The sequence below is a fragment of the Candidatus Magnetobacterium casense genome (genome assembly GCF_000714715.1).
In the GTDB taxonomy this organism is placed as follows: domain Bacteria; phylum Nitrospirota; class Thermodesulfovibrionia; order Thermodesulfovibrionales; family Magnetobacteriaceae; genus Magnetobacterium; species Magnetobacterium casense.
This window is the reverse complement of the sequence record NZ_JMFO01000038.1, coordinates 16,519-30,011: the sequence shown is the minus strand read 5'-3', so window position 1 is coordinate 30,011 and position 13,493 is coordinate 16,519. Positions and strand designations below refer to the sequence as shown.

15 protein-coding genes are annotated in these 13,493 nt (G+C 46.9%); 6 read left to right on the top strand and 9 right to left on the bottom strand.

All coding sequences use genetic code 11. The annotated features are described in order from the left end of the window. Positions 1–581 (bottom strand): InlB B-repeat-containing protein (locus Mcas_RS14450; protein ID WP_200873718.1); only part of this gene is annotated, 581 nt, incomplete at its 3' end. A gap of 43 nt (positions 582–624) precedes the next feature. After that, complete coding sequence (locus Mcas_RS14445) at positions 625–1,485, bottom strand: hypothetical protein (protein ID WP_040336256.1); 861 nt, start codon at positions 1,483–1,485, stop codon at positions 625–627. Between the two features lie 71 nt (positions 1,486–1,556). On the opposite strand from Mcas_RS14445, the gene Mcas_RS14440 reads away from it, so the two are divergent. From Mcas_RS14440 to Mcas_RS14430, 3 genes are all read left to right on the top strand, one after another. After that, the gene (locus tag Mcas_RS14440; protein ID WP_156033400.1) at positions 1,557–1,784 is read left to right on the top strand and encodes a hypothetical protein; all 228 of its coding nucleotides are present in this window, start codon (positions 1,557–1,559) and stop codon (positions 1,782–1,784) included. Between the two features lie 306 nt (positions 1,785–2,090). Further along, positions 2,091–2,411, top strand: coding sequence for a DUF4258 domain-containing protein (locus Mcas_RS14435; RefSeq protein ID WP_200873717.1), 321 nt, complete (start codon positions 2,091–2,093; stop codon positions 2,409–2,411). Beyond that, the gene (locus Mcas_RS14430) at positions 2,390–2,650 is read left to right on the top strand and encodes a YgiT-type zinc finger protein (protein ID WP_200873716.1); all 261 of its coding nucleotides are present in this window, start codon (positions 2,390–2,392) and stop codon (positions 2,648–2,650) included. The genes Mcas_RS14435 and Mcas_RS14430 overlap by 22 nt, the downstream gene beginning before the upstream one ends. A 377-nt stretch (positions 2,651–3,027) precedes the next feature. On the opposite strand, the gene Mcas_RS14425 is transcribed toward Mcas_RS14430, so the two are convergent. The 7 genes from Mcas_RS14425 to bamA all read right to left on the bottom strand — a co-directional run bounded on the left by Mcas_RS14425 (position 3,028) and on the right by bamA (position 8,611). Further along, the gene (locus Mcas_RS14425; protein ID WP_040336253.1) at positions 3,028–3,339 is read right to left on the bottom strand and encodes a nucleotidyltransferase family protein; all 312 of its coding nucleotides are present in this window, start codon (positions 3,337–3,339) and stop codon (positions 3,028–3,030) included. Positions 3,340–3,341: 2 nt separating this feature from the next. Next, on the bottom strand, positions 3,342–3,635 hold the full coding sequence (locus Mcas_RS14420) for a hypothetical protein (protein ID WP_040336252.1): 294 nt from the start codon (positions 3,633–3,635) through the stop codon (positions 3,342–3,344). Then, on the bottom strand, positions 3,632–3,775 hold the full coding sequence (locus tag Mcas_RS17855) for a type II toxin-antitoxin system HicA family toxin (RefSeq protein ID WP_200873719.1): 144 nt from the start codon (positions 3,773–3,775) through the stop codon (positions 3,632–3,634). The genes Mcas_RS14420 and Mcas_RS17855 overlap by 4 nt, the downstream gene beginning before the upstream one ends. 14 nt (positions 3,776–3,789) lie before the next feature. After that, positions 3,790–3,954, bottom strand: a complete 165-nt coding sequence (locus Mcas_RS18755) for a hypothetical protein (RefSeq protein WP_200873715.1) — start codon at positions 3,952–3,954, stop codon at positions 3,790–3,792. 375 nt (positions 3,955–4,329) lie between these two features. After that, on the bottom strand, positions 4,330–5,802 hold the full coding sequence (locus Mcas_RS14415) for a tetratricopeptide repeat protein (RefSeq protein WP_156033399.1): 1,473 nt from the start codon (positions 5,800–5,802) through the stop codon (positions 4,330–4,332). Positions 5,803–5,882: 80 nt separating this feature from the next. After that, positions 5,883–6,344 (bottom strand): SurA N-terminal domain-containing protein, encoded by a 462-nt coding sequence (locus tag Mcas_RS14410; RefSeq protein WP_156033398.1) that lies wholly within the window; start codon positions 6,342–6,344, stop codon positions 5,883–5,885. Between the two features lie 14 nt (positions 6,345–6,358). Then, positions 6,359–8,611, bottom strand: a complete 2,253-nt coding sequence (gene bamA / locus Mcas_RS14405; RefSeq protein ID WP_162176340.1) for an outer membrane protein assembly factor BamA — start codon at positions 8,609–8,611, stop codon at positions 6,359–6,361. Between the two features lie 298 nt (positions 8,612–8,909). Here bamA and Mcas_RS14395 point away from each other — a divergent pair, with 298 nt between their 5' ends. Genes Mcas_RS14395 through Mcas_RS14385 form a run of 3 tightly spaced genes read left to right on the top strand, consistent with a single transcriptional unit; the run spans position 8,910 to position 13,405 of the window. Beyond that, a complete protein-coding gene (locus Mcas_RS14395) occupies positions 8,910–9,596 on the top strand; it encodes a hypothetical protein (RefSeq protein ID WP_040336248.1) in 687 nt (228 codons plus the stop codon). 18 nt (positions 9,597–9,614) lie between these two features. Further along, a complete protein-coding gene (locus tag Mcas_RS14390; RefSeq protein ID WP_040336247.1) occupies positions 9,615–11,660 on the top strand; it encodes a hypothetical protein in 2,046 nt (681 codons plus the stop codon). Then, positions 11,642–13,405: a DNA translocase FtsK gene (locus Mcas_RS14385; RefSeq protein ID WP_052567514.1), complete on the top strand. Its 1,764-nt coding sequence runs from the start codon at positions 11,642–11,644 to the stop codon at positions 13,403–13,405. Before Mcas_RS14390 ends, Mcas_RS14385 begins: the two co-directional genes overlap by 19 nt. Positions 13,406–13,493: the final 88 nt, after the last annotated feature.

The window sequence follows — 13,493 nt, the reverse complement described above, 5'->3', positions numbered from 1 at the left end:
CTGACGGCGTTACCGTGTAGGTGGGTGGGTGGGTTAAACGTTGCCGTTACGGTGCAGTTAGCGGTGATAGCGCCTGTTGTGTACGTGTTGCCGGATAGAGAGCCGCCGCATCCGGTTACTGATCCGATGGAGTATCCCGTGTTTGGCGTTACCGTAAATTGCTTTGTCGATCCACATGCAACGGTCTGAGGCGTTGACGGGGTTATCGTTCCACCCGTGCCTGTTGATGGCGTTACAGTGTAGTTGATAGGGGTAAACGTTGCCGTAACCGTGCAGTTAGCGGTGATAGCGCCTGTTGTGTACGTGTTGCCGGATAGAGAGCCGCCGCATCCGGTTACTGAGGCGATGGAATAACAGGAGTTTGGCGTTACCGTGAATGTCGTTGTTGCGCCGGAGGTAACGGTTACAGGCGTTGACGGGCTTATCGTTCCGCCCGTGCCTGCTGACGGCGTTACCGTGTAGGTGGGTGTGGGTGAAACGTCCCAATAACCTTGGTCCCATGTCATGCCATCCCACGTGCTGACCGCCCATACCGATGACGCCATCAGCACTATCATTAGTGTTAAGACAATTTTTCTCATCTTATTCCTCTCTTTTGTGCTACAATAGCAAATTGATTCGTAATTAATAGATAGAAATATTATCTATTAGAGCCTCTACCGTGCTTGTGTTATTGTTACATGCAAACATATGCACCCCAACCAACCTCAGATTCTTACCTGAAAGACTGTAGCCTGTCAGATTATGTGAATCAAGCAAATTATTTAAAGAGTCATATACTTCTACTCTTAAGATTTGATTGGAAGAAGTATACATTAGTTTGATTGTATACCATACGTTTGTTGTCCAATGAATCGTGTTACTCACATCGTGACTAACCGAAATTTCTGATGTCGTAAGGTCAAAACGTGTCCCTCCATTATGGCTAGCAACATACAAAAAATTGAGTCCAGCAAACTTAGTCGTACCAAAAGATACACATGGGCCTCCGCTTGATGATACATAATTTTGATCGCTTGCTAACCCAATAAACAGATTTATATCAAAGTCAGCTCTTGTTAGTTTCACATCGAACTTAAGAGTAAAATCCATTGCCAAATTTCTCCCAAGATCATAAAAAATGCCATTTGCATCAGGCTTATAATGTGAAACAAACAGAGCCTTATTATTCTTGTCCCAATACATCTTTGAAATGTTAGTCGAGTTCCAACCTAAAACACTTGTCTCAAAATCCCAAGATAAAGATGATGAGTTTGTGTTATTAGCTGTTAAAAGTAATTGATTGACTTTGTTATATAACAAATCAAAATCAGCATTCACTTCAGCAGATTTAACAGTGGTTCCTGATGAAAAAGTATAAGGTTTTGTTATTTGTTCTGAAAATACACTTTCAACACAAACAAACAAAAACAAAAATGCAAAAATACTTCTCCATGACATCATAGCTGTAACAACACCTTTTAAACTTTTGATCTTAAACCTCATCTAAAGTACCTCCGAACTGTGTTTAATTTGCACGCAAAATGCGTGAGCGCCCTTTGCTCGTTACTCTGTTGATGAAAAAGGCCAAACAAGATAAAACAATGACGTTGATACACGGTAATCCAACCGGACGCAAAAATATCGGGAAAAAGAAAAAAGCTGGGGTGGTTAAGGTTACTGAAGGTGCGTTAGAGAGAGAGAGAGAGAGAGAGAGAGAGCAAGAACGGCGCCAAAATTGGGATATCCTGGCATATCGGGCGCCATTTTATACCTCTGGCACATTAAAAAATTTGCTTTGCTAATGTCCTTTAATTCTATCATAGCCTTATCCTAAAACAAGTGTTTCAGAAAAGTCAATAGCAAAAAAACAATGGGGTGCATAAATTCTTCGCGGGTAAACGAGTTGTAACAAAAATGCACATAAAGGGGGCCAGGAGTGCATTGAGCCGGGGGTCGCTGACCCCTCCTGGAGCACCAAGAAGCGGAGCCGCATACGAACCAAACGTTCTATAACCTGAACATTACTATTGACAACAGCTTTATATATATATTACTATCAGATCAAAGTGGTACATTTGTTTTTAGAAATACTGTAACACGACAGACCGATGGTGATTGATATAGAGGATATAAAAGAGGCGATTGTAAAGAACAGGCTAAAGATTACAAATCATGCCTATGATGAAGCACAAGCTGATGAGCTTTCATTCAAAGAAATACTTGATTCAATGATTAATGGTATAATAATTAAGCAATACCCACATGACAAGCCTTATCCTAGTTGCTTAATTCTCAGTGGAGATGCTGAAGACAGACCTATACATAGCGTTTGGGCTTATAACTTTGATACCCAAGCCGGTATTTTAATAACCGTATACCGTCCTGACCCTGATATATGGGTAGGAGATTGGAAAACAAGGAAAAAATGAGACTTTTTGAAAAATGCCCTCTTTGCAATGGGGAATTGGTTGAAAAGGAAGTCGAAAAAATCCTCATGGGTAGCGGCAATACTGCCACAATAAGTGTAAGAGCAGAAGTCTGTATCCACTGTGGTGAGAAGCTCTATTCTAAGGAGGTAATTAACAGGTTTGAAGAAATCAGAGAACAACTCAAGCATGGAAATATAGAAGAATTTATAGAAATTGGTAAGAGTTATCAGGTAGTCTGATGTAAAATAGCGATAGATACCCCATCCCCCCTTGCAGGGATACAGCTATAAGTCTATCTTTTAGCTTCGGCATCTTCTGTACAATCCTGTTTGATTTGCGCATAAAGGATTTATGTGCCTTTATCTTTGGCAAAATCCGTATATTTGATTATCTTGTCAGCACTCTCAAAGATATCTTGTATCCTCTTTATATTTCATGGTAACTATACTTTTACGCATCCTGGATTCCTGGTCAAGCCAGGAATGACACACTTGGAAAACGGCTGTAACTGTCATTCCTGCGAAAGCAGGAATCCATGCCTTTTAAGCGTGAAATAAAAATTACCCTGCTTTTTAAAGAGGATACGATATCTTCAATGAATAGCTTCCATTGTCTTTTAGACAGGAACAGCTTCCTGTAATATTATTGACCTTAACTCTTTTCTTATACCTTCTTTCATTACAACATCAACTTTCCCTCTCATCTTCTTTTCAAGAAAAAACACCAACTCCATATAATTATTAAATGTCTCGTATTCCTGTTTCAATTCAATCAATATATCGATATCGCTCCTCTTTTTCTGCTCATTCCTTACATATGAACCAAATATCGCTATATCGGTAACGCCGAATTTATTGACAAGCACATCCTTATGCTCTCTCAAAACACCGATGACTTCCTGTAAACTTGACGGTTTTCTTTTTAACATTTTTAATCCAGGTGTTCTTCTCCAATGCGCTGATATAATTCGTGTAAAGCCGCCACAGCCCTTTCAGCCAAACCATACCACTGCTTGTTTAGCATACATGACGGATGATTAAGTACATAATCTTCTATAATATTAGCAACAAACGCTGTTCTATCCAGCAATTCATGACACCCAAACGAACCAGGTTGATACTGTTTTGAAGACTGCTCATTGTCTTCACCAACGCTACTCTGAAACGATTGCTGACATTGGTCTTCAACACCGGCTGCCTTGTCTAAATCTCTTATATTGCTCATTGCTTAATACCTGCTTGTTTGAAAATACTTTTTAATACATTTAACTTCAAATCATCCGATAGCTTACCAGGCACTGTAACTCTACCTTGCCTCAAAGGATGCTTAAATTGTCGATGACTACCCTTTTGTGATACTTGCATCCACCCGTATTCGGTCAATAATATATAATATCCCTTACCTTCATCACATATTGATATTTAAGCATTTTGGCAATATGTATTGCAATAGGTGCACGGGTAATTTGTTCTCCGTTGCCAAAATCCATCCACCCTCCCCTAACCCCTCCCATAAAGGGAGGGGAATTGCGCCACTGTCTCATAAATTTCCCTCCCCTTGTGGGAGGGATAAAAGGGAGGGGGTATTTTTAAAAGCGGCGTACAATCTTAATCTTCATGCAGAACAAATTTACCCTGCAATAGGTGGCACAACAATCAACCGTGGTTGTCAGGATTTAAACCGTTTTATACCCCCATAATATGGCATTGTTACTATGCGGTAGCAATGTTAAGCAGAAGAGTATAAGTAGCTATAACAGCAGAAGAAAAGAAGGAGGGCGGTTTGTGGCAGGGGTGCCTCACTCCCTCCGCCCCCTCCTCAGACCTCCCCCGCAAGGGGAGGGGCGAGGCGCCCCGGCCACGAAGAAGTCCCCTTGACCCCATAAAAATGCTACGTATTGCCTATTGTCCCATGGTCTTTAAGGCCCATTGCAGACAGAGTTGCACATCGTCGGGGGTTTGCCGTATTGCCTGGACGAAGTGGATGAAGGCTTCATCATTTTTTTCTTTTGCATCAGAAATACGGTTAGCATACCATAGATTTTGCGGTCTGCGAGTTTGCTCCACAGGGGCATGGCCTTGTAGAAGTATTGCTCTGCCTCGTCGAACCTGCCAAGCACCACCAGGGCGCTCCACATGTTGGAGTTTATCAGCAGACTGTCCGGCTTGTGCCTCAGACCGGCAGAGAAGTGCTCAACGGCCTGCGCAGCCCTGCCATGTTTTAAGAGATAAACGCCGTAGTTGTCGTGTGCTACGTAGTTGTTGGTGGTGACTTCGAGGGCGTGTCGGAATACAGTTTCGGAGTCCCTCCAGCAGTACACCTGGCGGAAGGTCAGGACGCTCAGGACGATTACAACAACGACAAGCATCCCATGCCACCACCGCGCTACAGGCTGGTATGCAACAGCAATGAACAATCCCACCGCCGGTATGTAAACGTACCTGTCCGCCATGGGCGCTGACCCAACCTGCACTACCTGAAGCACCGGCACAAGGCTGCCAAGAAACCAGAGCCATCCAACCAGCAGATGAGGGTCAGTCTTTCTCCTGATGACAAACACTGTCGTCAGGGCGGCTATAAGCGCCAGGGCAAGTCCCACGTGCCACAGCGAATACCCCCCGGAGGGTGGATAGATCACGGCCATGTCGATGGGCAGAAGCAGCTTGCCGATATAGCCCGTGTATGATACAACGGCGGCAAAGATGCGCTCTTTAAGCGGACTCATTGAGAGCGGCACAAGGGCCTCGGCCTTATGCTGTGCCAGTATGGTCATGACGCTTGACAGTATACTGAGCAACAGCAGGGGTAACTTCTCCAACAGATGCAGAGAGCGTCTCAACGGCCAGTAGTCCAGCAACAGGAGCACGAAAGGGAGGGTCACGAGCATTGGCTTTGCCATCAGTCCCAGGGCGAGGCAGAGCACAACGCTCAGGTAGCGCCATAGACCGGGATGCCTGACGTAGTGGTTGTAGCACAGCATCGTAAGCATCCAAAACAGGGTGGACAGCACGCTCTTTCGCTCCGACGCCCAGGCAACCGATTCCACGTTCAGGGGGTGGAGGGCAAAGAGTGCCGCTACCATTGCACTGTGCAAGGGCATCCTGGTTGTTGCGTTGAGGAATGCAAACAATAGCGCCGTATTGCCCAGGTGCAGGAGCAGGTTGACGAGGTGAATTGCCTCCGGGCGCAGTCCAAACACCGTGATGTCTGCCAGGTAGGATAACCAGGTCAGGGGGTGCCAGTTGCCAAAGTAGAATGTCCTCAGCGACCAGAGTACGTTGTCAATCGTCAGACCGCTCTGGATAATGGGGTTTTCGGTCAGATACTTATCGTCATCGAAGTTTATAAAGTCGTTGTACTGTAGTGGCCAGTATGCTGCAATCGTCAGCAAAAGCAACACACCCACAAGAGCAGTGTGACGGTTTTCGGGGGATGTATCTCTTAAGTAACTTATGTTACGCACAAGGAAACTCAGAACTGTATCCTGACGTATGCCTTTTCGGCCAGCTCCTGCAGGCTGCTGTCGAGCCTCTTGTTGACCTCCTCCCCGATGAGCAGGTTCTCTATGTCTTCCCTTACGTCTTCTATTTCCGTGCCTTTGAAGTCGCCTTTGTGCTCTTTGTAGAACCTTTCTATGTCCTCGTTTTTTATTATGACAAGCGATTTAATCTTCAGGTCTATGTACTGTTGGATCAGCTCGTCGTCGGTGCCGGTTAGTTTGAATTTTAATGCCTCTTTTTTTAGCAGGAGTCTGTTTATCATTACCCTGATGGCCTGGTCTTTTGTCGTCTCCGGTGTGGTTTTATGAAATCTGTTAAATTCGCTCAGGGTAATTGCCGTCTCATCCACGAAGGCTACCACGCGGTCTGCCAGTATCAATTCGGCCCAGACGGGGACGGCTACCAGCATAAGCAGCGATAATGTCAGAATCATACGACTGACTGCCATCAAAATGCCTGTCCGATGCTGAAGTAGAACCTTCCTGGTTGTTCGTCTTTGGCCTTGTTGAGTTTGTGGCCGTAGTCCACCCGCAGAGGGCCTATAGCGGTCATGTACCTCAGACCCAGACCTGCCGTGTACTTGACGTCAAATGGGTTGAAGTCCTTAAAATCGTTCCAGACGTTTCCGGTATCCATAAAAGTAACCATGCCAAAGTCGCCTATCACTCTGAAGCGCATTTCGACGTTGGTCATCGTAAAGGCATTGCCTCCTTGTGGATAGCCCTTGCTGCCCTTAGGGCCGAGGGTGTCCTGCGCATAGCCCCTGACGCTGGTACTGCCGCCCAGGAAAAACCTCTCCACGATGGGCAGGTCTACAGTTTGCAACCACCCCTGGCCTATGCCGCTCCTGAGGGAGAGCGCCAGGGTTACATCCTTAAAGACCTCGTTGTAGTAGTTAAAATTCCCCGTGGTCTTTATGAAGTTCGTCTGGGACAGGAGCAGGGCGCTCGCCAGCTTCACGGAGGCGCCAACCAGGAAGCCATCCGTGGGATTAGAGGGGTTGTTGCGCGTATCCAGCAGCACCGAGGGCACTATGCTGCTTATCACCAACGTCCCCGTGTCCTCGCGGGATAGTTCGACGTCGGGGCTTACATCCCATGTCTTGACAAGGTTAAACTCGTAGGCCAACTGAGCCTTAATGTTCGTGGCAAGGTATTTCTCCACGCTGGAGGAGGCCGTGTACTTCTCAAGCTGGTACCTGACCTGCCTGGTATTGGCGTCCAGCTCCTCCCTCTTCTCAAACGATACGGTGGAACTCAGGGGCAGCGACCAGGACGTAAACCTCGGCTCAATATAGCCCAGTGAATACTTCTGGTTTAAAGGGCTCATCTTTGTCCTTAGCGATATCTGCCTGTTCATACCGCCAAGGTTTATGTACTTAATGTCAAAGAACCCCCGTATCCCTTCGTACTCGCCATAGCCAATGCCGTAGTCGATCACGCCGTGGTTGGCCTCCTTTACGTTGAAGACAACGTCCTTTGACTGCCCGGCGCCATCAACCACTGAGAAGTCCACGCTGGTAAACAATCCGGTCTTATAGAGGTCCTTTATTTCCTCATACAGTTTGGTTGTACTGAAGGCCTCGCCGCTTTTGTGCGTGATGGTGTCCGTGAAGACCTTCCACTTTGTTCGCTCATTGCCTGATATGATTGTCTTGCCAAATACGTATCGTTTACCTTCCACGATGTTGAACGTCAGGATTGTCTTGGAATCTTTGATGTCGGTCTGTACCTTTACGATTACATCGCTGTAGCCATTTTTGTTGTAATGGGAGATTATACGTGTCCTGGCCTCAAAGACGCTGGTGTCATCGAGGGGGTCGCCATCCTCTATGTCTATGAGCGACGTGATGGTCTCCGTGCTGACGCTGGTGTTGCCTGTGATGTTGACCCTGGAGAGCTTTAATTGAGGGCCTTCGGTGAGCTTTATTGTTATGGCAGCCGTTTTGTTTTCACTGGTGATTTTAATGTCGAAGGAGTCTATGATGACGTCATGAAACCCGATGGCTTGGTAGTACTGTGTGATGGCGTCATCTTCGTCGTCTATGATGTCATAGTTCAAGGGGTGACCTTTTTGAAGGGACATGACCTCTTTGAGCTTGTTCTTATCTATGGTAACCTCTTCAAAAAGCACGTCCGATATCTCATAGGCGTCCCCTTCGTCTATTTCGAAGAGGACATCGTAGGAGTCTTGTTTCTTCCAGGTCTTGGCGGTAACGGTGGCATTGATATAGCCGCCCTGGTGGTACAGCGACAGGATGGTTTGCATGGCTTCGTTGACGGAGTCCTGGGTGACGCTGCCGGTATCATAGAAGGGCATCTCATTGATAAGGGTATCCTTTGAAAAGGCTTTTAACCCCTTGAAGCTGATTTTTATTCTCTTTTTAGCGTCTTTCCTTGTCTCTCTCCTGGAGCGTTTCTCTGTGTCGTCAGCGGGTTTGGTTGTGGCAGATTGTTGCCAACCGGCAGGACGCTCGGTGATTTCTATGACGATGTGTGTGTTGTCCGTATAGACCTTGATATCTTCAAAGGTGCCCTTGAGAAAGGCCCTCCGTATGCCGGCGCTGATCCTGTCGGTACTGATTTCGTCCCCGACGTTGAGGCCAAACATGTACAGGAACTCCTCCTCGCTCACCGATTGCAACCCCGACACCGTCACGCCCGACACCCTCACCGCTGCCTCTGTACCCCCTGGCAGCATAACTACAAGAAGAAGAAGAAAAGGCAGAAGAAAGAAGGGGGGCGGCGCTGCCCCCCCCTCAGACCCCCCCTGCAAGGGGACCAGTCCCCTTGACCCCATAATGCTTAATCCTAAGTTTATATAGAAATTTTTGTCCATTCACTCCAACTCTAAGAGCAATTATAAACAAGGCATTTGGGGATTGTCAACAGTGATATGCCGTCATAAAAATCGTAATTGGGGTAGGGCAAAAAATGGTTGACTTTTTTGAAGGTTTTTAATATAGGGTATATGAAAAAGCAGGCGAGGTGGAAGGCATATGGTAGAACATAAGCTACTGGTATATCAAAAAGAAATCTTGGCTAAACTTCGTGAAGCAGGGGTCAGGGGTGTTAGCAAGAGTGGGCTTGGGGTAGGTGCTAAGGGTACATCTAAGGCTCAGGCTCTCAATGGCCTTGAAGACAAGAAAGAGGTAGTGAATCTAAAATTATACGAAGGAAAAACGAATAAAACCTTGTATGTGTTAAGGGAGTTTAATTTTGTTGACAAGACGTGTGAGTTTATTGAGAAGCTATTTATTGACAAGGGGGTTATTTTACCGTTTAGCGAAAAACAGATAAAGGACATCCAAAAGGGTGTAAAGGGGGCAACCGTCATTCAGGTGAGGTTGGCCTTTACCTGGTTATTGAGCGAAGGGCTGAGGGTGAGGCGTGGTGCTTCTGCGGCAGATACTGGTACCACCCCTGCGGCGTTGACAAGGGAGCGGGTCTTAGAGGCGTATGAAAGGGTTAAGGAGCGTTGTGGATTTTCAAATGTGGAGATTGCGGATTTGCGTGAAGAACTCTCTGTATCACAGGAGCAGTTGGAGGCGTTTCTACTGCAAGAGAGTCGGCAGGGAAAGGCTGTGCTAACTCAGGGTGAGCCGTCAGATGCTGGAGATAAATCTCGTTCCGGGGCTATTTATATTTCTGGAAAACCGTACTTGCTTGTTCTTATAGAGAAATAAATATTGAGGTGTGTAGACATGGCAATCAATCCATTTGACAATGACATAGTCTCCAGGCCACGCCCTACTCCAGAGAGCGTAAGCCTTAATGACGATATATTAAACGAACTGATACTTAAACTTGAAACATCCAAAAACACATCTGCTGTAAAACAACCACTAAAGGCCCAACTTGTGTTATCACCTACCCCTGGTTATGGTAAATCTCATCTAATCGGACGTCTGTTTAGCAAATTAAGCCGGCGTGCAACCCTTGTTTATCTGACACCTTTTGTGGATTCAGCAACATGTTGGAAGAGCATCCTACGCAGGACTATCCAGGAATTAAAGTATAATGATAACCTCGATTTAAAATTTGAATCTTATACGCAACTTGAGGCGTTTGCACATGGCATTTTAGTGAATCTGATAGAGAGTGGGATCAATAGTGGAAAAATACGTACAACAACCAAAAAGGCTATTTTGGATTTTTTACATAACAAAAATATCTTAGAATTCAGAGCTGCAAAGAAAATGCTTACATTTGTTCAAAAAAATATTGATGGCCTTGAGAAAATATTTATTAATGAACTCAAAAAAAATGGGATTGTTTTAAATGCTATATCAGCAAGCAGTTGGTTTAGAGTCTTGTTTACATATGCCTATCTACCTGCTGATAACAATCTTACAGATGCTTGTCTGGCCTGGTTAAGCGGTGAAGGCATAGACATTGAAGAAGCACAACGGTTAGGAATAAGGAAAGGAGATATACCCAATAGTGATATGTCCAGCGGTGAAAGGAATGCCCTTAGTAAAGAAAGAATATTAGACCTGTGTATGCTTGCCACATTTTATCGGCCATTTGTCTTTTGCTTTGATCAGACTGAAAATTATATTGTAGACAAGGATAAAGACCTCATAAACGCCTTGGGTTCGGTCATACAGGTTCTGGCTGACGAATGTTATAACCAGATGACTATGATTACAGCAAACCAGCATCCGTGGGGTATTATAAGAGAGCATTTGAGATCGGCCTACCAGAATAGAATCGAAACACTCGAACTGAAAGGGATAAATAAGCAACAGGCATCAGAACTTATTGCAATGAGGTTTAGGGTGGAAGGTCTAAATGATTCGGATAAGGAAAGATTTATTGGCGATGGCAAATGGCTAACTGACATATTCCAACAGACGCCAGAGGTAGGAGCACGGTCTTTTATACATGAATGCAAGGATCGCTTTGAGGATATCTTTGTCGAACCGCCGCCAAAAGTTACCATAGAGGTTCTGTACAAAGCGGTTATTGAAACGAGAAAATCGCAACCAAAGCTGCTTGTCTTTGACGATGGCATACTTAACTGGCTGGTCTGCAAGGCTGCACGAGGAATATCGGGACTTGCAATCGACAAGCTTAAAGACGACAGAGGTTATTTCACCGTGCTATGGAAGTTAAACGGGCGACTCATCTACTTTGGTTTTGAGGATGGCTCAAACGTAGCCCGTTGGCAGGCGATTGCGAAAAGAGCACAAATGCTTTATCAGAAAAATCGCAACACAAAGGTAGTGATGATTAGAACGCATGAGTTATCTCCAATTCCCGGTCCCGGATGGCTAAGAATCGGTCCGCTGATAGAGGCGGCCAAAAGGGAGTGTCTGCACATCTTACACTTGCAGCATCCCAACAAAGACCCGATGATTATCGAGCTGTACGCCGCATATGGCTTATACAGCGAGGCTATAGCAGGCGACATTGCATTTACACCTGATGAGATGCTCGACGATGCCTTTGTCAGAAAGACCCTACAACGCTTCTGGGACATCGTACTAGCGCCAATTGAGGTTGCTCCACCACCAACGCCGCAGCCTAAACCGGAATCCGGTAAACCCTTATCAGAGGATGGCCTGGAAGGACAAATCAGAGACATTGTTGAAAAAGCAAGATTCATGCACTTAGACGAACTTGTCAGCAAGCTCCCACCCGGCCCCTCAAGAGAGAGATGCCTGGAGGTCTGTCGGCAGATACCGCAAATCACGGTCACAAATAATCCCAACATGGTGTTACTGCGATGGCAACCAAATCAATAAGCGTAACGGAACTTGTAACCAGGTGTCTTGGCAGTACAGCGCCACCTCCACCGGGGGAGTTCCCTGTCTATGGAAATAAATTCCACCAGATAGCAGAGAAGCTCGTGGACTGGCTTACCGCTAATAAGACTGCACACCTCAAAGACGAAACAATCCTCTGGCATGAGCTTTACGATCGCTTTGCCAAGAGGCACCTCGACGACATCATAGATAAGGACAAGCACATAGAGTCGGCCTACCACTTAGGTAAGGCCCTGAAGGCATTCTGCCGTCGGCTCCTGCAACTACGCACAAGGACTGCAACGTTTAAGTCCTGGAGCGACGTTTTTCTCACGCAGGAGTATGCCCTGAGCAGGGTTCGTTTTGAGGTTGGCAGAGGTGCCGTGCTGATTTCGGGTCGTATGGATGCCGTGCGTTCTCACCCGGACTATGGCCTTGAGGTGGTTGACTATAAGCTGTCAAAGGGCGCAAATTTCAGACATGACATCCTGCAACTGGCCATCTACGCCAGGCTGTTGGCCATCGCAAAACCGGGGCTTAAGTTTCACGCATCTCTGGAGTACTACCTGCCCGAACTCCAGACGGTTGATGTTACATCAAAGGAACTTGAAGATATCTTCAACGAGCTGGTTGAACCGGTTCTTCACGACCTGGTTGCTCAACAGAGACTGTCGCCTGACAAGCGGGCGCACACGCACGATGAGCCGAATGACACCCCTGAGATCAAGAACTTCTCCGATGCCATACAAAAGTGTTATGCAAACTTCAAACTCAACGTCGAGGTAATTGGCAAGCAGGAAGCCCCGCAGTTGGTTCGATACAAGGTAGGGCCTGGGACAGGGGTGAAGGTTGCATCGCTCATCAGTCGTGCTGCAGACCTGAAGGTGCAACTGTCGCTGAAGCAGTCCCCGCTGATTGAGCCGGCTGAGGGGTTTGTCACAATCGACATCCTCAAGGACAGACCCGACACCGTCCTGTGGGCGGATGTGCTCCGGAGGCCGGAGTATGTGGTCAACACCAGTGCTGTGGCATTTCCTGTGGGCATAGGCGTGGACAATCAGGTACTGGTTGCCGACCTGTCCGATCCGCTGCACTGTCATATTCTTGTAGCCGGCAGCACGGGCAGTGGCAAGAGTGAGTTTTTGCGGTCTATAGTGGCATCGCTGATCAAGAGGAATACGCCTCAGACGCTCAGGTTTACCATCGTCGATCCCAAGCAGGTGACGTTTGCCTCCAAAGATTGCGATATGTCAAACAGCGCCTATCTGACTGAACCGATAATCCACGACATCGATACAACCATTGACTGTCTCCAGAGGGCGGTGGATGAGATGGATGAGCGATACGGTTTGCTTGCAAAGGCAGCGGGTGATGACCTGCCATGTTACGTCATAGTGATGGATGAGTTTGGCGACATAGTCCTGTCAGCCACCAAGGAGCAGCAGCGGCAGTTTGAGACCCTCGTGGTACGGCTTGCGGCGAAGGGGCGTGCCTGCGGGATTCATCTCGTACTGGCCACACAGCGACCGGATGCCAAAATCGTCACGGGGCTTATAAAGGCCAACCTGCCGTTAAAGGTTTGCCTGAAGGTTACAACCTCAAAGAACTCACAGATCGTTTTGGATGTAACCGGCGCAGAGGTCTTGCGTGGCTACGGCGACATGCTCTGTCAACGTGGCAGCGGCCTTGAACGTGCACAGTCGCCGTTTATCACCCAGGAAGAGTTCGCCGCCATCGTCGGATAAACATAATTTGGGTCAAGGGGGCTTCTTCGTGCCCGGGGCGGCTCGCCCCACCCCTTGCAGGGGGTTCTGAAGGGGCCAGGAGCGTCCT